The following is a 26,789-nucleotide window of genomic DNA, read 5'->3' on the forward strand; positions in this document are numbered from 1 at the left end:
ACGAAGCGTAAAGCGGAGGGCAATTTCAGGCGTCAAGGAGGTGATTCAATTGGCTGTGACCACCAACCGAACAGCAAGATTAACTTTCGCTACCACCGGAGGGAACACGTTTTCCCTAACGGTTCCCCAACCGCGAGAGGATATCCTGCTAACTGAAGCCATGGACGTTATGAACTCGCTTATCGCAGGCGGGATATTCCTTACGACAAACGGTGCCCTTACAGGGGTAAAGGATATAAAGGTCATTGAAACCACGACCAATGACCTTTATGATCCTCCGCAAGCGTAAGCGAGCAGTACCGGCATAAAAGATGAAGAGCGGGGGCGGGCCGACGGCAATCAGGATTTGCCGGTGGTCTCGCCTCCTCTTCTTTTGCCTGATCACTGTTCATATTATTATATGAACCTTAGCTAAGTTTGAACTATAAAAGATAAGCGTATTTCAAAAGACGCATTCTTAAGTATATCGGACCGACCGATGATCTCATTTAAGCGGTCCGGTCATATATTATTGATATTTTAATAAAATAGTGATATATTTATGATAAAATAATGCAAAAGAGGTGACAAGGCGTGATCCATATCAGACCTGTTTCAGATTTAAGAAATAAATTTCCGGAAATTGAAAATTTAGTTGTTAAAGAAGGGGAGCCTGTTTATTTAACGAAAAACGGTTATGGCTCTATGGTGGTGCTAAGTCTTGAAAAATATGCGGAATTGACAGATAATACAGAACTGAAACTTGATGAAGCAGATAAGGAGGCGGATTCAACAGACATCCGCTACACTCATGAAGAGGTTTTCTCAAAGGTGAAAGCGAGAATTAATGATGGAAGGTAAGTATTCTTTAAGATATATTCCCAGATTCGGAGCCGACCTTAATGAAATTGTTGATTACCTTGTATTTAAGCTTCATAACCCCGATGCCGCAGTAAGGCTTATCAATAAAATCGAAAATTCAATTACTGAAAGATTAAATTGGCCATTATCTTTCGAACCTTTTCAATCAAATCGAAAAAGGAAAAATCCGTATTATCGGATTTATGTAGATAATTTTACTATCTTCTATGTAGTTATTGACAATGTGATGGAAGTCAGAAGAATACTATATAAAGGTAGGGACACACTAATCTGATAAATTAAGTGACTGACCCAGGCCTGTCCGCAAAAACGAAATCGCTTTCGTTTTTGCGGACAGGCCTTTTTATATGCGGTCATCACGCTTGTCATCACGGCCAAAATCAATACAATCAAATACCAAACTGAGAAAAATGGGGAATTGATTGAATGGACATGAAGGGTATTATAGAATTTGTTGGAGCACACTTTAAATAAAAAAATTGAAGCTGATTATGTAAAGAAAAGTGAAGCTTATGATTACGCCTTCTTGGTCAGAACTTTGTCTAATATAGCATCAATACGCTCCTGAGTACCTGGCTTACATAATACTTGTAAAGGTTGTACCTGCATAAATTGATCATGATCATCGGCAGATGTCACAAACACGATGCTGCATGTTGACATGGAAGCAGATTGCCGTATTTGTTTGGCGGTCTCGAGACCGGTCAGCTTTTTCATACTATTATCAAGAAAAAGAAGGTCAAAAATCATCCCAAGCTTATTAAGTTCTTCAAGAAGCTCTTCACCACTGCCAAATTGGTAAATATCAAATGAAACCCCCTTTTCTTTTTCATATAAATGAATGAATGCCTCCAATAACTGGCGACACAGCGGCCTGTCATCGCAAATGCCGATAGTAAGCAATACTTATCTCCTCCACATATTCCTCCACAATCACATAAGTGGCTTTCGTTGAATAATTTTAGGACAAATAGTCCAATATGTCAATAGGACTTATCGTCCTAAGATATACTTGCTTTGGTGATGATAATGCGCTTAAAAATACGTGATGTTCGTGAAGATCATGATCTAACCCAACAACAAATTGCAGAATACCTGATGTGTGATCAATCTTTATACTCCAAATATGAGCGAGGGGAACGTGATGTTCCACTGAACATCATGATTAAACTCGCACAGTTTTATAAAACCAGCGTTGACTATCTGGTCGGGCTTACAGAAAATAAACAACCTTATCGCTGAGCTGATAAAGTTAAACAGGGTGATAAGATTTGAAGATTGATTACAAAGAATTAGGTGAACGAATTGCAAAAAGGCGCAAGGTGTTGAACCTGACCCAGGATGACATCGCAGAAGCCACGGGACTAAGCAACAACCATATTTCCAATATAGAAAACAATCATTCTATTCCCAGCATTGAAACATTAATTAAAATATGTGAGGCCCTGGACATAACGCCGGATTACTTCCTGCTGGGTATTGTCAGGCACACAAATGACAGCCTGCTTTCTCAAATTAATCAAAAAATCAAGCTATGCGATGAGAAAAAGCTGGAACTGGTTGACCATTTCATAACGTGGGTAGTTGATGAAAAACTATAGTTTAAAAAAAGTGCGAACAGCACTTTTTTTAAACTATCAGAAGTATAAATCCTTTCCGATATATAAGTAGCCTTTTCCAGCAAAGGGCTGCTTTGTTATTTTTAGAATTAATTTCCACATATTTTAATTTTTTAGAAGGATAGCAGTGAAATTTCACGAATATCAAATTAAAAAGTAACCGGATTGATTCTTTACCAGATCCGTCAGGTTATAGCTGCGGAAGCCCCGATCAGTAAAAAGCTGTTACCAAATTAAGTGCATTCTGACGAACCAGATCAGTTTATCGAAGGAAGACTTGATGAAAGAAGTTTATAAGCTGCTTGGATTTATTGGTGGGCCGAAATGGAAGAACTAATTTTAATGTTCATAAAGATCCTGCAAAACAGGCTGCCAATTATTCTTATTTAATAAATCAATTAAGTTCAAGGGGAACAGTTTAAGGGCCTCCCATCCATGGTCGGCTCTGAAGCTGGGGGCATGGTCCATCGTCTAACAGCGAAGTTCCGTAACTTAGAATATATGAATGTGGTAAGACGCTACGGAACTTCGCGAAACGTTAAATGAAATTGGTCGTAAAGGCCGCGCCGTCCTGGCGCGGATTAAGTAAGTCAGTTTTTTGAGTCTTTTGAAAATAGATTAAGCTTTAGAAATTGAGGGATGTCCAAATGAGTTTAAATAAGCCTTATTTTAGAATTGTTAGACCTGGAAGCGAAGGATATTATGAAGACCCTAGATATGCGAATGATCGAATATCTTTATGTAGGGGTTATTATCTTATCATAAATGATTTGAAAAAAATATTTGAATATGTAGAACCAAGCGAAGAAAATTTAAATGTATATTCACATAGAATTTATGAATTATTCCTGAGAACTTCAACTGAATTTGAAGCTAACTGTAAAGGGATTTTGTTATCAAATGGCTATAACCAAAGAAATTTAAATATTATTGATTATTTTAATATAGAAAAGTGTTCAAAGCTTTCAGAATACAGTGTCAAGCTAGATATATGGAGGTCAGGTAAAAAGATTTTTGAACCATTTAAAGAATGGAAAAACGGATATTCATTAAAATGGTATCAGAAATACAACAATGTTAAACATGATCGACATAATAATTTCAAAGACGCTACTCTAGGAAATCTATTAGAATCTATGGCTGGTCTCCTGTGTATACTCTATTCTCAGTTTTCGTATAATGCATTTTTCACCTATAACGAGTGCATGATGTACCATTCAGATGATGAGGGTTATTCATTTGTAGATGACTCGCTATTTAGTATAAAAGAAGCTAATTCATGGGTGGATGATGAAAAGTACGATTTTAATTGGGTAGAGTTATCCAAGGAAGAAAACCCTTTTAACAAGTTCAATTTTAAATAAATTACCCATTGTTGAAATTGGGTCAATTTTTTGAATAATTGGTCGCAAGGGCCGCGCCGTCCGCGGACAGTTAAGGTTTATAGTAGCGTTTTAATCATTTTAGATAAGCTAGAATCATTAAAGAGGGTAGGATAGATGAGAGATAAAAAAATGTTAAAATCCCCTTGGACTATTAGTATAGGGACTTCTATTTTCAGTTTACTTCTTACAATCGGATATGACTATTTTAAAAACAGACCTATCTTTAGTACAATTTATCAAATTATTAAGGCAATTTGGAACTTCGTGCTTCATGTTTTGAATTTAGAGCTTAAAGTATGGTGGGTAATTCTAGGCATATTTTTTATATTTTTAGTTATCTACTTAATTGCTAAGTTTAGGCAGGAAGAATCTATTAAACCAGACTTTTGTAGCTATAGAGAAGGAAAATTTAAGAAATGGAAATGGACTTGGGACTGGAAGTGGCATTCTTATAAAAACGCTTGGGTTATATCAGAATTAACTGCTCTTTGTCCAAACTGTGATACACCAATGATACAATATTCAAATGTTTACGAGCTAGGCTTCGTGTGCCCAAGATGTGATTACAGAGCAAGGGACAGTGAGTGTGATGAACCAGTCAAGATTGAAAGAATAATACTTGACAATATTGATCGGGAAAGAAGAAATAAAAGCACGCAAAACAAAGTATGATTTTGGATGATTGTTAATAAAGGATTTGAGGGGCGGTCGTCCATGACCACTCTGAACAGAAAGGCGACCAACTTCATTTTAACAGAGTATTGCCAAAACTTTGCCAAAATGAAAGTAGTTGGGACGCTTCGGCAATACTCGGAACGTAGTTAATGAAATTGGTCACAAAGGCCGGGCCGTCCAGGCACGGGGTAAGAATTTAATTCTGAATTATAGAAATAAAAGTGAGGAATAGATTTGTGGATTCGAAAATTAGTGGTGATCTAATAAAGGAATTTTATCGGCTTACTAATATAGTTGTACGTGATGGAATTAATAAAGCATTAGAATATAAATTATCAAAGAAATATATAAGTACTTATTATAAATTTCCTAAGAAAAATACAGATTTCCCCAATGGTATGCCTCACTTTTCTAGCGCGATTTTTACAGAAGGCCCAGCAGACTATAAGTCGATCTTTACTTCATCCACTGACGATATAAATAAAATACAATATAACACATTATCAAATTACGAAGAACTAAAAATGTTTTTACTTAATAATACTGACATCGCTTTTAAAATAGATTTAACAATTAAAGATAAAGAAGAAAATGTTTTTCAGTTAAAAGATTATTTGTTTAATTCGTTTTTAGGAAGCTTAATAGATAGATATTTACATATGTATAATAATGAAATTTTTGATGAGAAAGAATTTGAAGAAATGTTCGTAGAAAAATGTATAAGATATTTCGAAGAAAAGCTAAGTGTAGATATAGCTGTTCCAATTCTAATGTTGAATTTTGAGATTGATAATTATCAAATAAACAAAAATGTTTCAATTGTTAAAATGAATGATGAATTTCAGTTAGCAAGAATAGATGTTAATTCCTATGGTTCTGGAGTACATGATACTGTTCTAGGTTGTGCAACTCATATGGTAGTATTTAAGAATTATGAAATTAAAAATGAGTCTTTTGAATCATTTTATAATACAATACACGAAGAAAGTGCTTATCCAAATGATTTAATTAATCACTTTTTTGCTTCGTTAAGGTTAGCAACGGGTTTTGATACAGGATATGCCCAATTACTTTGCATCCCCAAAAACTGGGCTGATAGATATACTGCATTTCTGCCTCCTGTTTATGGTACCTCTGTAAGGGCTTATCCTCAATATTTTGATAAATATGGTTGGCTGAAACAAACACATTGTTTAACAGCTGAACAATTAAAATTAATTGCTAATGCGTTTAATAAAATTTTAAGCAATGATAAAAATAAGCTTCAAATTGCAATCAATCGGTTTAATAGATGTTATTTGCGGGATAATCAAGAAGATTCAATTTTGGACGCAATAATTGCATTAGAAATATTATTATCAGATGATGATAAGGGCGAATTAACATATAAAATTACATCCCGTATGGCTGCAATAGTATCAATAGGTAATTATGGTGAATACACTCCATTGGACATACATAAATCTATGTCCAAAATATATAAATATCGATCCGATATTGTTCATGGTAGAGTACCGAAAAAGGCTAATGAATTAATTGCATTAGAAAAATCATCTATTCCAGTTATTGAACTAGCTATTGATTATCTAAGAATAGTGATTAAAACATTATTAGAACACACTGAGTATTTTGATATAAAACAAATTGATTATTACATAGTTCAGTCTTTAGGACAAAAATAAGAATAACTTGTGGGGATTTAGGAGTCGCCGTCCGTGGCGACTCCTGAATATGGGGGCGACCAACTTCACTTAAACAGAGTATTGCCAACACTTTGTAAAGATTCATGTGAATGGGACGCGTCGGCAATACTCAGGACGTTATATAAAATCGCGCGCACGACCGCCGCGTCCTGCGGCGAAAGAATTCTTTTTATAGGACTTATGAAAGGGAAAATACAGTGGGTTGTTTAGAATTAAAATGCATTAAAGACTATAAGATGAAATGCTTCGCAGTTTGTACTATACTATAAAGAAGATTACCAATAAGGCTCGTTCCAACTGAAAAGTATATGACTTTTATACTTGGGGGGTATATCCGCTGGATATCTACATGACCACACTTCTGGAAAAATTAAATGCATTTAATCCAAAACTCTATAAATCCGCCAATGGGCTATCTGCGATCCGGACCTTGAAACTCATAGAGACTGGAAAGCAGACCTTTGAACCCGATGTTCTGTATATGAGTACTAACGCTAACCTTGAAACTTTTGCCAACCATGGCGGAACTCATCTTATTTTGATAACGGATGAGGCTTTACCAGATTACTTCGAAAAGAATCCACCCTTTAACCTATTGAAAATTGAGGGAGAAATTAATTTTAATGCAGTGTTTAATACGATACAGGATATCTTCAACAATAAAACCAAACACTCCCTTGATTCCGAAATTTTACTAGATTCTCTCGCTCAGGGGCAGGGAATACAACATATCATCGATATGGCATTTCCATTAATAGGAAACCCGATGATGGTATTAGATAAAAGTTTTAAGCTGCTTGCTTATACAAAAAATATTACGGTTAATGATCCTATGTGGACTGAACTGACGACAAAAGGTTTTTTTTCTTACGAAACGGTTTCTTTGATGAGACACAAAAGAGCTTTGGAAAAAGTGAACAACAGCAAACTTCCGGTGTTGTTCTTATCTAAAGAAAAAATTAAGGATGACCATTCCAATGGTAATTATTCAGTATTTCCTTTACTATCGGAACCCTCTGTTTCCCAAGTACTGTCAAGTATCAATATTAAAGGAAAAACTGTCGGCAGAGTTGTAATCATGGAAGTATTACAACCGATTAAGGATGAAGATATCGATCTTCTTACACTTTTATGCAAAGTCATTTCCTCTGAAATGCAGAAAAACAAATTTCTGATTAACTCAAAAGGGATTATGTACGAATATTTTTTAGCTGACTTGCTAAGTAAAAAGATAAAGGACTCAAAAGTAATCAATGAAAGATTAATGTATCTAGATTGTAATTTCAAAAAAAACTTATGTATTCTTACGATAAGGCCCTCTCAATTTGACCTTGCAAATATTCCCCTTTCCTACATTAGAGATATGGTGGGAAGTCTGATTAGTTTCAGCAAACCGATCATTTATGAGGATAACGTCGTGATCCTGATTAGCAGGAGTATCGATACTCCCTTTCACGAAATTGATTTTGAGTATATGTTTGGGTTCCTTAATGAAAATAACCTGCATGCCGGGTTAAGTCGCACTTTTCAAGACCTCACTGAAACCTATAAGTTTTACCAACAATCCCTTACAGCAATGGATATCGGCGTAAAATCTTCTCAAGAAAAGGTTTTCTTTGAATATGAAAAATATTTAATAAATTATGTGATTGAGTTATGCTCATCTTACACCGACTTAAAAGATTTATGTCATCCATCCCTCCTAACCCTTATAGATTACGACCAGAAAAATAAAACTAATTTCACCCAAACACTCTATACTTTTATTGAAAATTCAAAGAAACTAATTGAAACCGCAAACATTTTACATATTCACCGTAACACAATGAGCCTTCGTATTGAAAAAATACAAGAAATCATGGAAGTGGATCTAGATGACATTAATTTTTTACTTCACCTGCAGTTTTCTTTTAAAGTTTTAGACTACATAAACAAATTGAATCTAAATAACGACTAAAATAAACAAAAGCGCTAGACAATATTGCTTGTCTAGCGCTTTGACGTACATAATTAATCTCCATTATCATTAATTCTTAGGGCTACATCCAGTAATGCCATACCCCCCAGAGGCTTAAACAACCAACTGCAGATCCTACAAAGAGAAGCATTGCCCCTCTTGCCCTTGCAACCTTGTGCTTTCCCACAGCATTAATGTAAACGAAGGACGTTCCCATTATGATGCAGGCATAAATCAAATAAACCAGCACCCAGCCGTACCAAGTCATAACCTTTCCGCTGGCAGAAGTGAGACTATTAACTCCGATTTCAATTAAAACTGATAAGGCCCCGACAAAAAAAGAGTAAATCATTCCGACCATACGCTCAGCTCCTTTGCTTTGTAATCTAGCGATCTAAACATTAAAATAGTTCCGGCCATTCTAGCCACCACTTATTTTCTTCTATGACTTCGGTACCGTAACCAAAGAAATCATCCATATTTTTTAATAGCCTTGCAGCTAATTGCGACTTCGAAGCAGCGGCTACTCCAACCGAGTGGAACCAGCTTTCTTCCTTATTGTTCCACGGACAAACTTTCATACAACGCCCGCACATCGCACCATTCTTATTACTAACCCGGAATGTCGTGCATTTTTGGACATTGGTATTCCATTTTTCATAGCCATTATGAATGATAGGTTGATCATCATGACTAATAGCTCCCGAAGGGCATTCATCTGCACATTTTTTACACGTGACACAGAATTCCCGGGCACCAAAAGATATGGGCTTATCGGGTTCCATAGGCATATCCGTCGTTACAGCGGCCGACTTGAAACGGAAACCCAGGCGCGGATGAGCAACACATTCACCGGTACGCGTCATTTCAGCCAGACCGCACGCTACCATTACCGGCGGTATTATCAGCTCATAATTTCCACAATGATGCGCTCTTGCTGAATATCCAAGATTACGAATATAAGCTGCAATACAACAAGCAATCATACCCGAATTCAAATATGCCATATAGCTTTGGGTTGAACTAATTCCGTCAAAGCCCGTTGAACTCGTTATGGTAGGCAAGCTCTGGTCTACGATGATGCCTATGGCGTATTTATGCGTATTTGTTATCGGAGTCGTTTTCGAAGCATCATAGGGTCCTTGGCCTACTTGAGGACCTTTCTCCGAATAGAAAGCGTGAGGCGGCATCAGCCCAACACCAACTTCTGACGCGCCAAGAAACATCCCGAGATCTTTAATATGGGTCGCCAGCAAATCCTTCGGCGGCAAAGGAAGTTTCTCCGCTCTTACCGGCCCGTCTACAAAATTGGGCGCACCGATGGCATGCGACATGGTGAATAGGGCAGCCATTAACGGATGCTTGCCACCAAGTTTAACTATAGCCTTTATTACCTGCTCACCATAAATACCGCGGGCAGCTTTATGAAACCCTTGATCCGTTTCACTGATCCTTTCAATGGGCCCAACAATTTTTGTTGAACTTAACTGTGTCGCATTTTCAGGGTTATACGCATGCCGTTTGACAAAGACAGCACCGTGGTCTGAGGCCTTGAGAACTGTTTTTTTATTGGATTTCTGAAGGGCGGCTTTGCTATACCTTACGTTCGTGACCGACGGCTTTAAGGTTTTATCTGCCGTATTGGGTGCAGTTTTGCTTTTCTGAATCTCCTGTTGATCTTGTCTTTTTTGGTTTTCTTCATTCATTTCTTTTCACCTCGTATATAATTTGATTATTAATGATTTTGAATTGTAATTGATGAAATTTGTTTTAAATTAATAAATGACCACCCCCAACTAAGAATTACAGTTTTTGTACAATTGATTGAATATGATTGGGGACAAAATACAACTACAAATAGCTAATAAAATAATTGTTCCGCTTAAACTGGCGTCAATCAGTCCATAGTTTAAACCAACTGCACTAATGGCAATGACTAAACTTAATCTTGAAGAGAGGAGAGCTTCTGCTGCTAGGGCTTTTCTCCATGAGAAAACTTTTTGTAAAATTACGGCTGGAATAAAACGTACTAAATAGACCGACAATAATAAAATGGGCAGAAGGTATATATTTTCAGGTTTACGGATAATGTCAGTAATATTTAAGTTAATACCAACAACGACGAAAAAAAATGGTGTAAAAATTCCATACCCTATAGAATCTAATTTGGAATATATCGGTGAAGTTTCCCGGTCATTAAGAAGAGAAACTATCAAGCCGGCCATAAAAGCAGCTAGGATGATTTCTGTTTTTAAGGTCTGCGCTAGCAAAATGAATAAAATTAAAAGGGCAAAGGCTCCTCTGATTTTAATTTGAGCGTTTTTTCCGGCAAGCTTTTCAACAGCAGGAAAATTCATCGCTTTTTGTCCCAACTTCCAGAGGACAAAGAAGGCGGGGACTAACAGGATAATTAAAAATATTTCTGAAACCGAGTCTGAGGTTATCGATGTTATATATAACGACAATAGAACCATGGTTATAATATCAGCAAACATTGCCCCTAGAAGTATGACCTGTCCGTAAGCTGAAGATAATAGATCGCGTTCTTTTAATATTGGAACGACAACTCCTACTGATGTGGTGGAAAGGACGAGACCGATAATGATATAATTGGATATTAAACCTGCTTGTTTGAGCACAAAAGCCAATCCAAATGATAGGACCATTGTGCTAAGAGCCACAGTTAAAGCTAAAATTGCAGGTCTCTCATAAGTTCTTGAACTTTGATGCCGAGTAGATGATATTAAGTTAAGGTTTATTTCCACACCTGCCAGGAACATAAGAAACACAAAACCCAGATTATAAAGAAAATTAATATTGTCCGTAGTATCAAATAAGTTAAATCCGCTTTTTCCAAGAATCATGCCTGCAATAATTTCTCCGACAACGATCGGAATGGTGATTATTTTTACTTTGTTTAAAATCAGAGGAACGATGACCGCGGTAATAGCGATAATTAACAGCGGTAAATAACTGATTTCATTTGACATATCTTACTAAGCATTCCCTCCTTGTTCTAAATTTTGATTATTCTAAGGGCTAACGAATGAATACTACTAATTAAATTCAAGGGCGGTTTTGATACTATTTTCCTGGTTCTTCACAGATCATAGCCTTCATTTATCAGGGTTTCCGGCGTAATACAGGCAGGTGCAAGTATATTTGCAGTAACCCCTCAATGATAATGGCATAAATTGATTTTCTCAGATACGGCAGATAAAAGAGACGCTAGACTTACATAAATCGCCTAGTGTACTAAACCATCGATATTCTTCAATAATTTTGCTGAAGCTTACGCAGGCATAAATAAAATGCAGCACCAGCTGAACCAGGCTACGATCTTTCCGCTTATATAAACTTTTTCATTGATAATTTAATCATAAAATATCAAGTTAAGATATATGCGCGATGCTATTAATCCTCATTTATTTTAGTGCATCAAGCACTATATATATTTTTTTAATCGATAGAAATTTTAGTATTTTAAACAAAAAAAGACACCAACTACAATTAAATAATCGGTGTCAGAGATTTTTGTTTTTTAAAGGTTTATATTATTTACAAACCTTCACCGTAAATTTCTATGAAACGCACACAATTTTTCTTGTCGAAATTCACTGCCATCATAGATTTTGGGGTTTTTACCGTTAAATGATAACACTCATCATACATTCTAAATTCCAATTTCGCATAGGACATTTCCATATGATCCCCGCCATAGATATTTTGATAAGCCCATTTACGCAACGTTTTATCATTTCCAGGGAATTTATTCAGCACATCTTCAATCTTATCTCCGACCTTGATTCCTCTAGGAAAGACTTCCTTCGAAGATACAGACAAGTTTAGATTCTTCAAGCGGTAGACACCGTCACTTTCATAAAAGCCGTAAAGGACACCGTTCTTTTTAAAAGATTTCACTCCAGGGGCGTTATCAAAAAACTCATCATAGCCACCAAGAATTCCGAGTACCTCTTCATAGCTCATCTCTAGACGAACACCTCCGGTAAATACTAATTCGTCATCAGTAAAGTATTTACTTGGGTCATAAGGAACGGTCGCTATATCCTCACTAGGAGCCGACGAGCTATTTGAATGCAAATTATTTTGAGGACTTTCAACAGCATTTGTCCTCGGCGTTTGTGGAGTTTCCGAAAGTGATTCCTGTTGTGTCAGCGCAGACGACGTTTCAGATGCATTATTACTACATCCCGTCTGCATAACTACCAAAAAAACTGCCATACAGATAATTACTATCAATTTTTGCATATCTGTACTCCTCTTGAAATTTTATACAAAGAAGCTATCCTCCAGAATAATCCGCGCATGGAGGCGCGGCCATGCGTACGGTTTCGTATAACGTCCCGCCATTCCCGCCGCGCCCTTATACATACATCATCTTCCAAGTGGCGGGAACCGGCTGTTCTACGACGTATCGTGCCCCCAGACTCAGCAGCGACACGGACCGCGCTGCCTTAAATGTTTATAAACAGTTAGACAAAAAAATATGAGTATTATTATTTTCTAAGAGGGCTTACCTCATCTATGAAAAAAATAGCATCTGCTTGCTTGGTTATTGCTGTTCTATATTCAGCGTTATATATACCAACTATATCTAAACTTTTTTCAAACAAACGCGGCCCTGCCGTAGGTATAAGAAAATTTGACCCTATTTTCGCCAGAATAGCATTCAAAGTGTCAGGCCTGCTCACATACTTGCTATTCAGATTAACATATGGCTGTGAACTACTTCCTTGATTAAACAATTGCCATATGGAAAAGACCTGGCCCGGCAGCAATTGGTTAATATAGGTGCCGACAGACGGAACATGCCCGCCACCCGGAGGTGCTGCCCCTCCATTTTTTATGGCAGAAATGTCTTTGGAAAGATGTCTGTTGTGCCCCATTAATACAAGTTTGTCACTGGGTTTCATCATGGATAAAACAAATTTTACATGGCGATGTATTGCTTTTTCACGTGCTGCCATTGCTAAATTAAGTTGTTTATAAGTATCTGCCGAGTTTGCGATAAGATTAAATTTAAAGCTGTCAAGCAAAGTTAAAACATGTTCATAAAGCAGGTTATATTGTTTTTCGTCTAGAAATTTTTTTAAATTTAATTCTAGTTCTTTTATTGTAGCTAATACCATCTTCAAACGGCTTATCTCATCATTAATTGTTTCACCCGGTATCCGGTTAAGCATTTCTAATATTTTCACCACAGCTGTTTTATGTTTATAAGGGCTTAACAGTATTTCTGCATCTTCATATCCACCGCCTGCAACTGCGTCAATATCAAAGCCAAAAAAGTGGATTCTATCCGAATCTTTTTCTTTTTAAAGTTAATTTCTTTTAATGTTTTCGTTAGGAATAATTGCTCACTTTTAAACTCTGCTAAAGGGTAATTGTCGCTAGAACTTTTGAGTATGCCTTGGGGCTTATCTTCACGGTCCGTCCTAAGTGCTCCCGTATATCCGTAAGTTGCAATTTTTTCAAGATATGATTCTTGTCCATTATCTATATACTTACCAATCCGAATGCCATCAGACCAGCCGATTTCTTCCCCTATATAATTCCATCCTCGGGAAATTAGATAACGGAGCATAATTATTCGATAAACAGTTTTTTCATGAATCCAGTGATCTTCCTCCCCTAAATATACCACCCTTTTATTTTCTAACAGTTTATCAAGCTTATTGAGTTTATTTATATCATAATTAATACTGTCTAATGGTTCAATGATATTGGCATTCTGCTTTGACCATGATAAAAGTTCCAAAATTTGCTTTTGACTTGGTTTATTTCGCAGTTGTAATAAGCGATTTATAATACTCATTTACAGTTCAATCCTCTAAAATAAATTTGCTTCTTATATTTTAAAGTAATTTACTCTTCTCTAATTATAATTTACTATTTCCTCGAAAAATTTTCTTAAATTGTTCTGCCGCACCAGGACGGCGCGGTCTTTGCACGATATGTCGTAGAACTACGGTATTCCCGAACTAGGTTCGGAAATACTTTGAAATTAGTTCTTCCATTTCAGCCCCCCAACAAATCCAAACAGCCTTATAAACTTCTTTCATCAAGTCTTCCTTCGATAAACTGATCTGGTTCGTCAGAAATGCACTTAATTTGGTAACAGTTACTTTTTAATTTGATATTCGTGAAATTTCACTGCTATCCTTCTAAAAAATTAAAATATGTGGAAATTAATTCTAAAAATAACAAAGCAGCCCTTTGCTGGAAGAGGCTGCTTATATTGAAGCGCAAGAAATTTAAAAACAGTTAATTCCTGAAACTGTGGATCGGTGCCGGGATTCTGCCGCCCCGGTTAATGAACTCTTCCGCGCTGTATGGATTGACCGCCATGATCGGTGCATAGCCCAGCAAACCGCCGAACTCGGCAGTATCGCCGACCCCTTTGCCATATACCGGAATCACGCGAACTGCGGTGGTTTTGTTATTGATGACGCCGATAGCGGCTTCGTCTGCGATCATGGCCGAGATCGTCGATTCCTTCGTATCTCCGGGTATCGCAATCATATCGAGTCCCACGGAGCAGACACTGGTCATCGCTTCGAGCTTGTCAAAGGTCAGTGCGCCGCATTTGGCCGCATTGATCATTCCTTCATCTTCGCTGACCGGGATAAACGCCCCGCTTAGTCCCCCTACGGAGGAGGAGGCCATGATGCCGCCTTTTTTGACAGCGTCATTCAACATGGCCAGCGCTGCCGTCGTGCCATGGGCCCCGCAGGCCTCTAGGCCCATTTCTTCCAGAATCCTGGCCACACTGTCTCCGATTTCCGGTGTTGGGGCTAGGGAAAGATCCAAAATACCAAACGGTACACCCAGTCTTTTGGATACTTCATTGCCGACGAGCTGGCCGGCCCGGGTAATTTTAAAGGCAGTCTTCTTGATATTCTCAGCTACTGCATGCAATGGTTCTCCCTTGACTTTTTCCATCGCACATTTAACGACGCCGGGACCGCTGACGCCGACATTGACAACGACTTCAGGTTCGCCAACCCCGTGGAAGGCACCTGCCATAAACGGATTGTCATCAACCGCATTCGCAAATACCACCAGCTTGGCACAACCCAGCGAATCTCTGTCCCTGGTCAAATAAGCCGTATCTTTAATGACTCTTCCCATCATCTTGACTGCATCCATGTTGATACCGGCTTTGGAATTGGCCACATTCACAGATGAACACACCCGTTCCGTTTCATTCAGAGCCTCAGGAATTGATTCGATTAAAATTCTGTCGCCTTTCGTAAAGCCTTTCTGCACCAGCGCAGAGAAGCCTCCGATAAAGTTAACGCCGACCTCCCGGGCTGCTTTGTCCAGCGTTCTCGCAAACTCGACATAGCTTTCGTCTTCACTCCCGGAAGCAATGATTGCCATTGGCGTAACGGAAATTCGTTTATTGATAATGGGAATGCCATATTCAGTTTCGATTTCATTGCCCACTTTGACAAGATTTTGTGCCAACCTGGTAATTTTATCATAAATTCTTTGGCGGGCCTTTTCTCCTGAGGAATCAATGCAATCGAGTAAAGAGATTCCCATCGTGATGGTCCGGATATCCAATTTTTCTTTCTCGATCATGCGGGTGGTTTCAAAAATATTTTTATAGAGATTCATTATTTACCTCCAAAAGACTTCCCCTGATTCTGGCTGGCAACTTGTTAACCCTTGTTAACTGTAAGTTAAATATGTTAAATGTTGTGCATGTAGTCAAAGATCTCTTCTCTTTGAATCTTCACCGACAATCCGATCTCTTTGCCGAAGGCATCAAGTTCTTCCTTCAAAACACTGAAATCGCATTTTATGTTGGAGAGATTGACCAGCATCATCATCGTGAAATAATCCTGCATGATGGTCTGACTGATATCCTCTACATTCACATTTCTCTCCATCAAGATCTTGGTAACGCCATAGATGATTCCGACTTTATCTTTCCCTATTACAGTGACAATTCCTTTCATTGTAACACCTCCGTTTGTTTCATTTTATTCTATCATTTCCTGATAACCAAAAGCAAAATAGCGCAGTCCTTCTCAAAGACCGGGCGCCTTCAATAAATAATAAAGAAATGGCCGAATAATAAGCGGGACCGACCATTTCTTAATCACCGTTTCTTAATCACCTTCAGATGTAAAAAGAATTATTCCCCGCCGCTTTCTCCTAACATGTTAAGAAGCGTCATCTGTTCTTCTTTTATTTTTGCCAATTCATCTGCAAAATTAAGCGCTGCCAGGATAGCTACCTGATGTGCCGGTAACCTCGGGAATTTCAACGCAATTTCTTCCATTCTTTTATCGACATCATGGGCGAGTTTTTTAATATATTGTTCAGATCCCTTGCCGCGAATAACATGAAGTTCTCCGAATATTAGAACCGATACTTTTTGTTCTTCCGGATTCACTGTCTTCACCCGCTCTCCTGTCTAGTACCTTGTTAACTTGCATCATGATTGTTTATTTTCGCCATTTTGCCCCAAATTCCTGCTGTATTCCCGAAAGGATGTCGGAATTAAAGGCGTTCACTTCTTCATCTTTCAAGGTTCGTTCTGCAGACTGGTAACGCATTGTAAAGGCAAGGCTTTTATGTCCCGCCGGAACGGGCTGTCCCTGATACACATCGAACAGATCGACTTCTTTCAGAAATTCCCCGCCTAAAGCTATTACCTTTTTCTTAATATCTTCTGCGGATACCTCTTCCGGAACGACAACGGCCAAATCACGCTGAATGGCCGGATAACGCGGGTACGATTTGGCAACAACCGTGAGATTGGCATTCTTGAACAGCACTCCAAAATCAAGCTCAAACAGCACCGGGCGCTGTAGGTCCCATTTCTGATCGAGCTGCGGATAGATTTCCCCGAGAATACCGAGGGATTCCCCCTTGCAGTAAATACTTGCAGACCTTCCCGGATGAAGCAGACTGCTGTACTTGCCTTCCTCAATTCTCCGATATTCAAATTCCATTCCGCATTCTTCCGCGATTTGTGTCAGGATCCCTTTAACATAGAAGAAGTCAAATTTCACCTGCGAATTCAGCCAATGGCGCTTGCTTTCTCCCTGTGCCAAGCCGGCAATCCGCGATACCTCATCAGGCTGCTGCTTTAACGGCAGCTCTTTTGGCAAATAGACATTGCCGATTTCAAACAACAGCAGATCGGTGTTGCGTCTGGCCGTATTTCTGGACGCAATCTCCAATAGCCCGGGCAAGAGTGACGTCCTCATCGTTCCTAATTCTTCCCTTAATGGATTTAAGAGCGGGATATTCCGGCCTTCTGACCCCCATTGATCATCCATTTCTTTATTGCTGAAAGAGTAGGATACAACCTCGTTCATCCCGGCTTTGATCAGGATCTTGCGTAGCTTGCGCCGGAAAGCCTGTTCAGGTGTTCTGCGCCCCTGCGTCTGGCTGCCCTGCGGCAGGGTGGTAGGAATCTTATCATAGCCTATGATCCGGGCAATCTCCTCAATCAGATCCACTTCAATTTTAAGATCCTGCCTGTAGGAAGGAATGTCAACACTGTACCGGCAGTCAGGCAATTTCAGATATTCAAAGTCGAGGACTTCAAACACCTTTTCAATTTCCTGATCCGTATATTCCACACCCAGAACCTGGTTGACCGCGGAAACCGCTATTTCAATCTGGACCTTGGGCGGAAGCGCGCAGACTTTTTCCGTAAAGGACATCGGTACGCCTGCCTCGAGCTCCAGCAGCAATTCTGCCACTCTGCCCAGGGTAGGGACTGTCCAGTAAGGATTAACCCCTTTTTCAAAACGGCTGGAAGATTCCGAACGGAGACCCAGCTTTCTGCTGGTGCGCCGGACACTCGAACCGAGGAAATGTGCTGATTCAAACAGGATCCTGCAGGTCTTGCCGGTCACTTCACTTTCCAGGCCGCCCATGACCCCGGCAATGGCCTGCGGCCCGTTATCATCGGCGATCACCAGCATATCCGGCTCCAGTTTTCTTTCGATGCCGTCCAGGCTGACCATGGTTTCACCTTGTTTAGCTTTGCGGACCCTGACCGTACCCTGAAGTTTATCGCGGTCGAACGCATGAAGCGGCTGTCCCATTTCCAGCATGCAGTAATTGGTAATATCGACAATATTATTGATCGGCCGGACTCCGGCAGCCCGAAGCCGGTTCTGCATCCAAAGCGGCGAGGGTTGAATGACGACATCATCCACCAACAGGGCCGAATAACGCCAGGAAAGCTCCGGGTCTTCAATTTCAACCTTCTGCCTGACATCTTCCGGCCAGGAAGGCATTTCCTCCCGGGCCCATTCCGGCAAAACAGGCTTTCTCCCGAGCAAAGTTCCGGCCTCTCTCGCAACATTGACCATCGCCAGACAATCCGGCCGGTTAGGGTAAAGTTCCAGTTCCAGGACGCTGTCCTGCAGACCAAGATAGGTTTCCAGGCTTTCACCGACCGGCGCGTCAGGAGACAGGATCAGGATCCCGCCTTTGCTGCGTTCCTGACCGACAGCTTCAATCTCAAGTTCCTTGTCGGAACAAAGCATTCCATATGATTTTACGCCTCTCATCTCTACCGGCTGAATCTCTTTACCTCCCGGAAGCACCGCTCCCGGAACAGCTACCGGCACTTTATCCCCTACAAGGACATTCGAGGCACCCGTAACAATGGTCAGTTCTTCCCTGCCGGTATTCAAACGGCATACCTGCAGTTTTTGGGCATCGGGATGAGCCTGGATATCCAGAATTTCACCGATATAGACTTCCGTAAAACCTTTATTTAACGATTCTACTCCTCCGACTTCGATCCCGCCTCTTGTCAGCACCTCTGCCAGCTCCTCAGGGCTTAAGTCTATATCCAGATATTGTTTTAGCCATTCCATACTTACTCTCATCAGAGCATCCTCCAGTACATCAACATGTTATTAACTGATTATATTTGTCAAATTATTTAAAGATCAATGTCCTAGAACTGCTCCAGGAAGCGGATATCATTATCAAAAAGCAGCCGCATATCTTCTATCCCGTATTTCAGCATGGCAATCCGTTCTACTCCCATGCCGAAAGCAAAGCCTGTTACTTCTTTAGGATTATATCCACCCATCTCCAACACATGCGGATGGACCATCCCGGCCCCCAGGATTTCAATCCAGCCGGTCCCTTTGCACAGCCTGCAGCCTGCACCCCCGCAAAGCATGCAGGATACATCGACTTCAGCACTGGGCTCCGTGAACGGGAAGAAGCTTGGCCTCAAGCGGATTTCGCGGGATTCGCCGAACATTTGTCTGGAGAAGTACAGAAGCAGTCCTTTAAGATCAGACATTCTGACTCCCTTATCAACCAGCAGCCCCTCTACTTGATGGAACATCGGTGAGTGGGTTGCATCATCATCGTTGCGGAAAACTTTGCCGGGAGCAATGATCTTGACCGGAAGCTGGGGTCTTAGTTTTTCCATGGTTCTGATCTGGACCGGCGAGGTCTGCGTCCGAAGCAGAATATCCTCGGTGATAAAAAACGTATCCTGCATATCCCTGGCCGGATGGTCTTTCGGCAGGTTCAGGGCTTCAAAGTTATAGTAATCCGTTTCTATCTCAGGTCCCTCAGCGATCGTAAAACCCATACCCATAAAAATATCTTCAATTTCCTCGATCACTTTGCTTAGAGGATGCTGGTGCCCTTGAGGCAGAGAATACCCCGGCAGACTGATATCGATCCGTTCTTCCCTAAGTCTGCTTTCCAAAGCGTTCTTTTCGAATTCCTTCCATTTTTTGTCCCAGGCATCTTCGAGCTGGCTGCGTAGTTCATTGACGATCTGCCCCATTTGGGGACGCTCTTCCGCGCTGAGCTGACCCATCTGCTTCAGCAAGGATGTGAGTGATCCCTTTTTGCCCATCACCCGAACTTTTAGCTCCTGAAGCTCTTCCGACGAAGTCAGCTTCGTCAGTTGCTCCAGTGTATCTTCCTTAATCTTCTTTATTTCTTCTCGCATTGTGGTCACCCTTTCAGCAATGAATTGATGTAAAAAAACAATAAACTCTCGTCCTCTAGGGACGAGAGTTAGGTTTCCCGTGGTACCACCCTTTTTTGACCATGCGTCAAATCACAGTTCACACTTAATAAGCTGGTAACGGCTGCCAACCGGTTAACTCCCGGAATGAACTTCAACCTCAAGACTCCCATGTTGAGGTAGCTGCCTGCCTGGCCGACTTTCAGTCTGGGTCGGCCCTCCCTTTAGAGGCCTGCCTGCCTTTTGTTCCGTTCATTGTCACTTGTCAATTTGTCGTTGTTCTTGTACAAAAGATATAATTGGGGAGAACCGGTTGCCTCGAAGGCTTTCCAAAAATAATCAGGCGCTGACATTTTGAGCCCACCTTTCCTCGGCTTAGGTCCGGAAAGCAAAGTTATTGTTTTCTTTGCCTGATCAGAATTATATCATTTTCAATCATGGTTTACAAGAATTGTCCCTGTCTTCGCATTTCATAAAGGAATATTCCGGCAGCCATCGATGCATTCAGCGATTCAACGTTGTTAAACATTGGAATAGAATAATGCTTAGCGGCCTTTTCCATAAAAAAAGCTGACGGTCCTGTTGCTTCATTCCCCATAATTAATGCCAAAGGATAGTCTTCACGAATGTTCGTCTTAAATATGGAAGTGCCACCCATGGTGGATACGACCATCGAGCACTCTTTTTCTTTGCAATAAATTGCTATGTCTTCAGGTGTTTTATCCGTTAGGATCACTTCGGAAAAAACGGAGCCCATACTGCTGCGCAGAACTTTGGGATTATAAAGATCCACGGTTTTTTTGGTCAAAATGATTTGCTTGACATCTGCGGCCAGGGCGGTTCTTAAAATCGTACCCAAATTACCCGGATCCTGGATTCCGTCGACGACAAGAAGAATGGTATCTTTCTCAATCAAGATATCCTGCCAGTCAAACTCAGTTCTCCGGATGATTCCAAGGATGCCCTGTGGCTCTTCTGTAGCGCTCATTTTGCGCATGACCGCTTCAGACACCTCTTCCGCTTCTATTCCCAGCGTACGTATCTCCGTCACGAGTCCGGAAATACTTAAAGGATGCGGCGGATCTGATGGTTCCATCGCCGCGTCCTGGGCCGTATAATAAACCTTCTTAAGCTGCGCTTGCCTGAGAATGGCTTCCTGTACAAAACGTTTGCCTTCTACAAGGAATTCCCTATATTCTTTACGGCCTTTTTTATCATGCAGGGATACCACATGCTTGACTTGTTCATTCTGCAAAGAAACGATCATGATGATCCTCCCGGATTACCTGAAATCGCCGCTCCTTCCTTTCATGGCGTCGCGGCATTAGGCCAGTCGAACACTTTTTTATCCTGACGTACTTGACACGAATACAACATTCTTAAATTCATTACTCAAATAATTTCTTTCAAGCCTGAGCCTGATTACCCCATATTAGGTCTGCGTGCCACAGTTCCAGCGTGAGCGGAGCATGGATGCGGAGCGCGGCAGTTTGACGGCCACGGATGGCCTAATGTCGCGATGCCATGGATGGCAAAGAGCGACTCGCCATGGAGGGCGCTATCTGCCGAGAGCAGAATGTGGCGCGCAGACCAGACCCAAATAAATATATTTGTCAAATTATTAAAAGATCAATGTACTAGAGTTGTTTTTCTTCGATGAATCTTTCCAGTTCGCGCAGGGCCCTTGCTGATAACCTTGTATTTTTTTCGCGTTTTCCTTTGATTCGTTCTCCTAGAGGAGAGATTAAACCAAAGTTCATATTCATCGGCTGAAAATGAACACTGGGCGAACCTTCTAAATGGCGGGCGAGTCCGCCAAGCGCTGTTTCAGGCGGGAAGACAAGCGTATCCTGTCCGTTCAGCAGACGTGCCATATTCAATCCGGCCAAAAAACCGCTGGCTGCTGATTCGACATAGCCTTCCACACCTGTAATCTGACCGGCAAAAAACAGATCCGGCTTCACCCGGCAGCTAAAATCGGCATTTAGGACTTCAGGTGCATTCAGAAACGAATTCCTGTGCATGACGCCGTAACGTACGAATTCCGCGTGTTCTAAGCCTGGTATCAGCCTGAACACGCGTTTTTGTTCGCTCCACTTTAAATGTGTCTGGAAGCCAACCAAATTCAAAAGGCTTCCCTGGATATTTTCTTTCCGCAGCTGAACCACAGCAAACGGTTTTTTACCGGTATGCGGGTTCATAATCCCGACAGGTTTTAACGGCCCGAAGGCCATCGTCATAAGCCCGCGCTGGGCCATGACCTCGATTGGCATACAGCCTTCAAACACCAGATTTTTTTCAAAACCTTGAACCTCGGCAGCTTCAGCCTGAATCAGGGCCTCATAAAAAGTTTCATATTCTTCTTTGCTGAGTGGGCAATTCAGATAGTCTGCCTCACCTTTGTCGTAGCGGGATGCCCAAAAAGCTTTGGATAGATCGACGGTCTCAAGATCGACAATCGGCGCCGCCGCATCAAAGAAAGACAACGCCTCTTTCCCGGTCAGCCGCAGAATATCCGCAGCAAGTTCATCCGTTGTCAGCGGCCCTGTGGCAATGATCACTTTTTCGTCCGCCGGAATCGTTTTCACTTCCTCGCGGATGATATTAATATTCGGATGACCGGAGATCTTATCGGTAACCATTTGCGCAAAAAGATTCCTGTCAACAGCCAAAGCCCCTCCGGCCGGTACAGAAGTCTGGTCTGCTGCCGCCATGATCAGCGAATTCAGACGCCTCATTTCTTCCTTGAGCAGCCCGACCGCATTTTCAAGGCCGGCAGCCCTCAGCGAATTGCTGCAAACCAGCTCGGCAAATCGTTCCGTTTGATGAACAGGTGTGTTTTTCAGCGGACGCATTTCATAAAGATCGACGTCAATCCCGCGCTGGGCCATCTGCCAGGCAGCTTCGGGCCCCGCAAGGCCCGCGCCAATGATTGTCGCTTTTGCCATAGTACCCATCCTAGTCGTGTAGTATCGTTCTTAGATTCTCATTTTTATTCTGTTTCCTTGATTTCTTCGGTAAACCTGCAGTCATGATTGATGCAGGCATATTTTTTGTTTTTTCTGGTACTTTTCTCGGTCATTACCCCGCCGCACTCCGGACAAGGGTGAGGTGCCGGTTTCTCCCATGAAATAAAATCGCAGTCCGGGTATTTGCTGCAGCCGTAAAACTTACGTCCTTTTTTCGATCTCCTGACGACAAGTTTTTCTCCGCATTTCGGGCAGTTCACGCCGATTTCCTCGAGTAAGGGTCGCGCATTCCGGCAGTCAGGAAAACCCGGGCAAGCCAAAAACTTTCCGAACCGTCCCATCTTGATGACCATATTCCTGCCGCAAAGTTCACAGACTTCATCTGAAACTTCATCCTCAACTTTGATTTTGCCGATCTTCTGCTCAGCTTTCTCAAGTGTATCGGCAAACGGGCCGTAAAATTCTCCGACAATCTTCTTCCAATCCGATTTTCCGTCTTCGATATCGTCAAGCTTTTCCTCCATGTTGGCTGTAAACTCCTGGTCGACAATATCCGGAAAATGCTCTTTCAGCAAGTTGATCACAATTTCACCAAGTTCGGTTGGAACAAGTTTCTTCTCTTCCTTTGCTACATAGCCCCTCGTTTGAATCGTTTCAATCGTCGGTGCATACGTACTCGGACGCCCAATCCCCTCTTCCTCCATTTTCCGGACCAAGGTTGCCTCAGTATAACGCGCCGGGGGCTCGGTGAAATGCTGCTTCTCCTGAAGCTGCCTTAACTGCAGCTTCTGCCCGATCGAGAGATCTCCTTTCAGGCAGTTTTCCTCATTATCCAGTTTTTCCGGTTCATCGGTGCTTTCTTCATAGACGGTAAGATATCCCGGAAACTTCACTGCTGAAGCATTGGCTCTTAAAAGGTAATCACCGGCCAGAACGTCTACGGTAATCGTATCATAAACCGCCGCACTCATCTGACTGGCAACAAAACGGTCCCATATCAGCCGGTAAAGCTTGAACTGCTCTCGTCCGAGAAAGCCTTTGACGGATTCAGGCGTCCTGAGAGCGGATGTTGGCCTGATTGCCTCATGCGCTTCCTGGGTCCGGCCTTTGCTGGCAAATTTCCTCGGCTCTTCGGGATAATAGGTTTCGCCGTAAGTCTCGATGATAAAACCTTTGGCCTCTTCCTGGGCAGTGTCGGCAATCCGGACAGAGTCCGTACGCATATACGAAATTAATCCGACCGTACCGGCCTTCCCGAGATCAAGTCCTTCATAGAGCTGCTGGGCCAGCATCATCGTCTTTTTGGGTGTATAGTTTAATTTGCGGTAGGCTTCCTGCTGGAGACTGCTGGTCGTAAAAGGAGGCGCCGGCTGTTTTCGTTTTTCCTTCGTTTTTACCTCTCCGACTGTGAATGCGGCTGCCCGGAGTTCCCGCAATACTTCATCCATCTGCTCGCGGCCCGAGATCGTCAGCTTTTTGCCTTGCTTATGAAGCAGTTTGGCGGCAAAACTGCCTCCCTGGCACAAAAATTCCGCATCCAGGGTCCAGTACTCTTCCGGTTCAAAGTTGCGGATTTCTTCTTCTCTGTCACAGATCATTCTGACCGCAACAGATTGAACACGTCCGGCACTTAAACCTTTTTTAACTTTCCGCCACAAAAGCGGGCTCAATTTGTAGCCCACCAGTCTGTCCAAAACCCTGCGCGCCTGCTGGGCATCTACGAGATGCATATCCAGTTTGCGAGGTTTTTTAACGGCATTTTGAATCGTTGGTTTCGTTATTTCATGAAATTCGATCCTGCTCAGCTCTTCGGGATTCAGACCGAGCAAGTGCGTCAAGTGCCAGGCAATCGCTTCACCTTCCCTGTCGGGGTCGGACGCCAGCAAGACACGGTCGGCAGTTTTAGCTGCAGCTTTAAGGTCTTTGACCAAATCGCCGCGTCCTCTGATCGCAATGTATTTTGGCTCAAAATTATGATCGATATCAACCCCGATCTGGCTCTTTGGCAAATCTCGCAGATGTCCCATGGAAGCTTTAACCAGATAATTTTTGGACAAAAATTTGCTGATAGATTTTGCCTTGGCCGGGGATTCAACGATGACCAAAGTTTTCGACATGCTTCACCTCATGATTTCTCTCAATGTAATTCTATTGTATCTATATTGATTAAAATTTGATTAATATTATTAAATAATGTTCCTTAATCCTATGCATCATTCAGATTTAATGCATAAAAAAAATAGCAACACAAATTATACCATTTATTTTCAAAACCACAATGGTAAAACGAAATATTGTAAATATGAATAACGTTTTTAACGCTGAAGGACATAATGTTGGCCTGGCAGCTGCAAAACCTCTCCGGCAAGCTGAAGCTCCAGCAGTCCCAGTGCAATGCCCTGAGCCGGAAGCGGGCATAAGGCAGCCAACCGGTCAATATGCAGCGGGACATCGCTCAAACACCCCAGGATTTCAGCCCATTTCGATTCTGTTTGCATCATTCCCTTAGACCTTACCCGAGTCATTCCTTCCAGACATGCCGGAACTTCTGCTAGCCTGCTTTCGGGTGTGAACGGAGCCAGTTCGCTCAGTACATCCCTCATGTCCTCCGTTACTTTTGCACCCATCCGCAGCAGCTGATGTGTTCCCCGGCTTAGCTCGCTGAAGATTGGACCTGGAACAGCGTACACCTCCCGTCCCTGTTCCAGGGCATAGTCAGCTGTAATCAGTGCGCCGCTTTTTTCGGCTGCTTCGACTACAATAACTCCGCGGGACGAACCGCTGATCAGCCTGTTCCTGGCCGGGAACTGTCCTGGCTCGGGCGGGATACCCGGTGGATACTCACTTAGCAGCGCACCTTTTTCGATGATGGAATTTGCGAGCTCCTTATTTTCGTACGGATAGATTGTATCCAACCCTCCGGCCATAAAGGCCCAAGTAATCCCACCGGCTTCAAGCGCCCCTTGATGCGCTGCCGTATCTATGCCTCGGGCTAGGCCGCTGACTACGGCATAACCTTCTCTGGCAATCCCGCCGGCTAAAAAAGAGGCCGCTGCTTTACCATAGGGTGAAGCCTTTCTCGCACCAACCACCGCTATTCCCTCCTTCTGCTCCTGAAGCACACCTTTGTAAAACAGCACGGGAGGCGCATCCGCGCACTCAGCGAGTAAATACGGATACACGAACTCTCCCGGCATGACCAAGGATATACCTTCCCTCTGAAGTCTTTCCTGAAGCCTTTCAGGATTAAGTTCGACCCTGTGTTGCAGAAATTCTTTCACCCAAACGAGATGGGCTAACTCGGAAAAAGCACCGGCAGGCGCTTCCAGAGCTTCAGCAGCACCCCCAAAATAGGCTATCAGCTGACGCAGCCTTTGACTACCGATCCCCGGAATGGTCAAAATACTTGCTCTAAAGACTTTTTCCTGAATTATTTTCATCATGATCCCTCCAACAACAGCGATTCTACGCATTCCATATTTTTCCTGCCTGAAGCATTTATTTTGTATCATTTTGTCCATCCAGGATATCAACGAGGGTAAGCTGGCCGCTCATGTTTTATCTGAGATGTTTGGGAATGAAGAGAACGAAGAAAGAGGCAGCGCCTTAAGAACTG

Annotated in this window: 26 protein-coding genes; 10 read left to right on the top strand and 16 right to left on the bottom strand. The window is 42.0% G+C overall.

What is annotated here, in order from left to right; genetic code table 11:
- Positions 1-49: 49 nt before the first annotated feature.
- The 3 genes from C1I38_RS05365 to C1I38_RS05375 all read left to right on the top strand — a co-directional run bounded on the left by C1I38_RS05365 (position 50) and on the right by C1I38_RS05375 (position 1,135).
- Complete coding sequence (locus C1I38_RS05365) at positions 50-289, top strand: DUF2922 domain-containing protein (protein WP_026156604.1); 240 nt, start codon at positions 50-52, stop codon at positions 287-289.
- Between the two features lie 284 nt (positions 290-573).
- On the top strand, positions 574-840 hold the full coding sequence (locus tag C1I38_RS05370) for a type II toxin-antitoxin system Phd/YefM family antitoxin (RefSeq protein ID WP_119776967.1): 267 nt from the start codon (positions 574-576) through the stop codon (positions 838-840).
- Positions 830-1,135 (top strand): type II toxin-antitoxin system RelE/ParE family toxin, encoded by a 306-nt coding sequence (locus tag C1I38_RS05375; RefSeq protein ID WP_119776991.1) that lies wholly within the window; start codon positions 830-832, stop codon positions 1,133-1,135. Before C1I38_RS05370 ends, C1I38_RS05375 begins: the two co-directional genes overlap by 11 nt.
- Positions 1,136-1,377: 242 nt before the next feature.
- On the opposite strand, the gene C1I38_RS05380 is transcribed toward C1I38_RS05375, so the two are convergent.
- Positions 1,378-1,764, bottom strand: coding sequence for a response regulator (locus C1I38_RS05380; protein ID WP_119776966.1), 387 nt, complete (start codon positions 1,762-1,764; stop codon positions 1,378-1,380).
- 126 nt (positions 1,765-1,890) lie between these two features.
- On the opposite strand from C1I38_RS05380, the gene C1I38_RS05385 reads away from it, so the two are divergent.
- From C1I38_RS05385 to C1I38_RS05410, 6 genes are all read left to right on the top strand, one after another.
- Positions 1,891-2,103, top strand: a complete 213-nt coding sequence (locus C1I38_RS05385; RefSeq protein WP_015044008.1) for a helix-turn-helix transcriptional regulator — start codon at positions 1,891-1,893, stop codon at positions 2,101-2,103.
- Positions 2,104-2,132: 29 nt separating this feature from the next.
- The gene (locus tag C1I38_RS05390) at positions 2,133-2,462 is read left to right on the top strand and encodes a helix-turn-helix transcriptional regulator (protein ID WP_119776964.1); all 330 of its coding nucleotides are present in this window, start codon (positions 2,133-2,135) and stop codon (positions 2,460-2,462) included.
- Between the two features lie 665 nt (positions 2,463-3,127).
- Positions 3,128-3,844 (top strand): hypothetical protein, encoded by a 717-nt coding sequence (locus tag C1I38_RS05395; protein ID WP_119776962.1) that lies wholly within the window; start codon positions 3,128-3,130, stop codon positions 3,842-3,844.
- 135 nt (positions 3,845-3,979) lie between these two features.
- Positions 3,980-4,537, top strand: a complete 558-nt coding sequence (locus tag C1I38_RS05400; RefSeq protein ID WP_119776961.1) for a hypothetical protein — start codon at positions 3,980-3,982, stop codon at positions 4,535-4,537.
- A gap of 239 nt (positions 4,538-4,776) precedes the next feature.
- Complete coding sequence (locus C1I38_RS05405) at positions 4,777-6,222, top strand: HEPN domain-containing protein (protein ID WP_119776959.1); 1,446 nt, start codon at positions 4,777-4,779, stop codon at positions 6,220-6,222.
- Between the two features lie 370 nt (positions 6,223-6,592).
- Positions 6,593-8,200 carry a helix-turn-helix domain-containing protein gene (locus tag C1I38_RS05410; protein ID WP_119776956.1) on the top strand — a complete coding sequence of 536 codons (1,608 nt, stop codon included), beginning with the start codon at positions 6,593-6,595 and terminating at the stop codon, positions 8,198-8,200.
- An 82-nt stretch (positions 8,201-8,282) separates the two neighbouring features.
- On the opposite strand, the gene C1I38_RS05415 is transcribed toward C1I38_RS05410, so the two are convergent.
- From C1I38_RS05415 to C1I38_RS05430, 4 genes are all read right to left on the bottom strand, one after another.
- Entirely contained in the window at positions 8,283-8,561 is a 279-nt protein-coding gene (locus C1I38_RS05415) for a dehalogenase (RefSeq protein WP_119776954.1), read from the bottom strand.
- A 40-nt stretch (positions 8,562-8,601) separates the two neighbouring features.
- Positions 8,602-9,906 (bottom strand): reductive dehalogenase, encoded by a 1,305-nt coding sequence (locus C1I38_RS05420; protein WP_119776953.1) that lies wholly within the window; start codon positions 9,904-9,906, stop codon positions 8,602-8,604.
- Positions 9,907-9,996: 90 nt separating this feature from the next.
- Positions 9,997-11,190, bottom strand: coding sequence for a cation:proton antiporter (locus tag C1I38_RS05425; protein ID WP_119776951.1), 1,194 nt, complete (start codon positions 11,188-11,190; stop codon positions 9,997-9,999).
- Positions 11,191-11,758: 568 nt separating this feature from the next.
- Entirely contained in the window at positions 11,759-12,469 is a 711-nt protein-coding gene (locus tag C1I38_RS05430; RefSeq protein WP_119776950.1) for a hypothetical protein, read from the bottom strand.
- A gap of 71 nt (positions 12,470-12,540) precedes the next feature.
- On the opposite strand from C1I38_RS05430, the gene C1I38_RS14000 reads away from it, so the two are divergent.
- Positions 12,541-12,711, top strand: a complete 171-nt coding sequence (locus tag C1I38_RS14000) for a hypothetical protein (protein WP_158582071.1) — start codon at positions 12,541-12,543, stop codon at positions 12,709-12,711.
- A gap of 6 nt (positions 12,712-12,717) precedes the next feature.
- On the opposite strand, the gene C1I38_RS05435 is transcribed toward C1I38_RS14000, so the two are convergent.
- From C1I38_RS05435 to dprA, 11 genes are all read right to left on the bottom strand, one after another.
- On the bottom strand, positions 12,718-13,350 hold the full coding sequence (locus C1I38_RS05435) for an erythromycin esterase family protein (protein WP_348980858.1): 633 nt from the start codon (positions 13,348-13,350) through the stop codon (positions 12,718-12,720).
- A 95-nt stretch (positions 13,351-13,445) separates the two neighbouring features.
- On the bottom strand, positions 13,446-14,036 hold the full coding sequence (locus C1I38_RS05440) for a hypothetical protein (RefSeq protein WP_119776946.1): 591 nt from the start codon (positions 14,034-14,036) through the stop codon (positions 13,446-13,448).
- Positions 14,037-14,485: 449 nt separating this feature from the next.
- Positions 14,486-15,844 (bottom strand): PFL family protein, encoded by a 1,359-nt coding sequence (locus C1I38_RS05445; protein ID WP_119776945.1) that lies wholly within the window; start codon positions 15,842-15,844, stop codon positions 14,486-14,488.
- A gap of 74 nt (positions 15,845-15,918) precedes the next feature.
- Positions 15,919-16,188, bottom strand: a complete 270-nt coding sequence (locus C1I38_RS05450; protein WP_020492886.1) for an ACT domain-containing protein — start codon at positions 16,186-16,188, stop codon at positions 15,919-15,921.
- Between the two features lie 179 nt (positions 16,189-16,367).
- Entirely contained in the window at positions 16,368-16,637 is a 270-nt protein-coding gene (locus C1I38_RS05455; protein ID WP_119776943.1) for a cell division protein ZapA, read from the bottom strand.
- 43 nt (positions 16,638-16,680) lie between these two features.
- On the bottom strand, positions 16,681-19,092 hold the full coding sequence (gene pheT / locus C1I38_RS05460) for a phenylalanine--tRNA ligase subunit beta (RefSeq protein ID WP_119776941.1): 2,412 nt from the start codon (positions 19,090-19,092) through the stop codon (positions 16,681-16,683).
- A gap of 71 nt (positions 19,093-19,163) precedes the next feature.
- On the bottom strand, positions 19,164-20,186 hold the full coding sequence (gene pheS / locus C1I38_RS05465) for a phenylalanine--tRNA ligase subunit alpha (protein WP_020492883.1): 1,023 nt from the start codon (positions 20,184-20,186) through the stop codon (positions 19,164-19,166).
- 460 nt (positions 20,187-20,646) lie between these two features.
- Positions 20,647-21,471, bottom strand: a complete 825-nt coding sequence (locus C1I38_RS05470; RefSeq protein ID WP_119776939.1) for an RNA methyltransferase — start codon at positions 21,469-21,471, stop codon at positions 20,647-20,649.
- Between the two features lie 370 nt (positions 21,472-21,841).
- Positions 21,842-23,152 carry a methylenetetrahydrofolate--tRNA-(uracil(54)-C(5))-methyltransferase (FADH(2)-oxidizing) TrmFO gene (trmFO, locus tag C1I38_RS05475; RefSeq protein WP_119774257.1) on the bottom strand — a complete coding sequence of 437 codons (1,311 nt, stop codon included), beginning with the start codon at positions 23,150-23,152 and terminating at the stop codon, positions 21,842-21,844.
- A gap of 44 nt (positions 23,153-23,196) precedes the next feature.
- Positions 23,197-25,290: a type I DNA topoisomerase gene (topA, locus tag C1I38_RS05480; RefSeq protein ID WP_119774258.1), complete on the bottom strand. Its 2,094-nt coding sequence runs from the start codon at positions 25,288-25,290 to the stop codon at positions 23,197-23,199.
- A gap of 198 nt (positions 25,291-25,488) precedes the next feature.
- The gene (gene dprA / locus C1I38_RS05485; protein ID WP_119774440.1) at positions 25,489-26,616 is read right to left on the bottom strand and encodes a DNA-processing protein DprA; all 1,128 of its coding nucleotides are present in this window, start codon (positions 26,614-26,616) and stop codon (positions 25,489-25,491) included.
- Between the last annotated feature and the right edge of the window lie 173 nt (positions 26,617-26,789).

It is taken from the genome of Dehalobacter sp. 12DCB1 (assembly GCF_004343605.1).
Lineage (GTDB): Bacteria > Bacillota > Desulfitobacteriia > Desulfitobacteriales > Syntrophobotulaceae > Dehalobacter.

Excerpts from the sequence above, each read along its gene's own strand:
- C1I38_RS05440 (WP_119776946.1), bottom strand. The coding sequence starts at position 14,036 with ATGAGTATTATAAATCGCTTATTACAACTGCGAAATAAACCAAGTCAA.
- C1I38_RS05385 (WP_015044008.1), top strand. The coding sequence starts at position 1,891 with ATGCGCTTAAAAATACGTGATGTTCGTGAAGATCATGATCTAACCCAA.
- C1I38_RS05410 (WP_119776956.1), top strand. The coding sequence starts at position 6,593 with ATGACCACACTTCTGGAAAAATTAAATGCATTTAATCCAAAACTCTAT.
- trmFO (WP_119774257.1), bottom strand. The coding sequence starts at position 23,152 with ATGGCAAAAGCGACAATCATTGGCGCGGGCCTTGCGGGGCCCGAAGCT.
- C1I38_RS14000 (WP_158582071.1), top strand. The coding sequence starts at position 12,541 with ATGCGTACGGTTTCGTATAACGTCCCGCCATTCCCGCCGCGCCCTTAT.
- C1I38_RS05395 (WP_119776962.1), top strand. The coding sequence starts at position 3,128 with ATGAGTTTAAATAAGCCTTATTTTAGAATTGTTAGACCTGGAAGCGAA.
- C1I38_RS05400 (WP_119776961.1), top strand. The coding sequence starts at position 3,980 with ATGAGAGATAAAAAAATGTTAAAATCCCCTTGGACTATTAGTATAGGG.
- pheT (WP_119776941.1), bottom strand. The coding sequence starts at position 19,092 with ATGAGAGTAAGTATGGAATGGCTAAAACAATATCTGGATATAGACTTA.
- dprA (WP_119774440.1), bottom strand. The coding sequence starts at position 26,616 with ATGATGAAAATAATTCAGGAAAAAGTCTTTAGAGCAAGTATTTTGACC.
- C1I38_RS05415 (WP_119776954.1), bottom strand. The coding sequence starts at position 8,561 with ATGGTCGGAATGATTTACTCTTTTTTTGTCGGGGCCTTATCAGTTTTA.
- C1I38_RS05450 (WP_020492886.1), bottom strand. The coding sequence starts at position 16,188 with ATGAAAGGAATTGTCACTGTAATAGGGAAAGATAAAGTCGGAATCATC.
- topA (WP_119774258.1), bottom strand. The coding sequence starts at position 25,290 with ATGTCGAAAACTTTGGTCATCGTTGAATCCCCGGCCAAGGCAAAATCT.
- C1I38_RS05425 (WP_119776951.1), bottom strand. The coding sequence starts at position 11,190 with ATGTCAAATGAAATCAGTTATTTACCGCTGTTAATTATCGCTATTACC.
- C1I38_RS05470 (WP_119776939.1), bottom strand. The coding sequence starts at position 21,471 with ATGATCGTTTCTTTGCAGAATGAACAAGTCAAGCATGTGGTATCCCTG.
- C1I38_RS05420 (WP_119776953.1), bottom strand. The coding sequence starts at position 9,906 with ATGAATGAAGAAAACCAAAAAAGACAAGATCAACAGGAGATTCAGAAA.
- pheS (WP_020492883.1), bottom strand. The coding sequence starts at position 20,186 with ATGCGAGAAGAAATAAAGAAGATTAAGGAAGATACACTGGAGCAACTG.
- C1I38_RS05435 (WP_348980858.1), bottom strand. The coding sequence starts at position 13,350 with ATGGTATTAGCTACAATAAAAGAACTAGAATTAAATTTAAAAAAATTT.
- C1I38_RS05430 (WP_119776950.1), bottom strand. The coding sequence starts at position 12,469 with ATGCAAAAATTGATAGTAATTATCTGTATGGCAGTTTTTTTGGTAGTT.
- C1I38_RS05445 (WP_119776945.1), bottom strand. The coding sequence starts at position 15,844 with ATGAATCTCTATAAAAATATTTTTGAAACCACCCGCATGATCGAGAAA.
- C1I38_RS05375 (WP_119776991.1), top strand. The coding sequence starts at position 830 with ATGGAAGGTAAGTATTCTTTAAGATATATTCCCAGATTCGGAGCCGAC.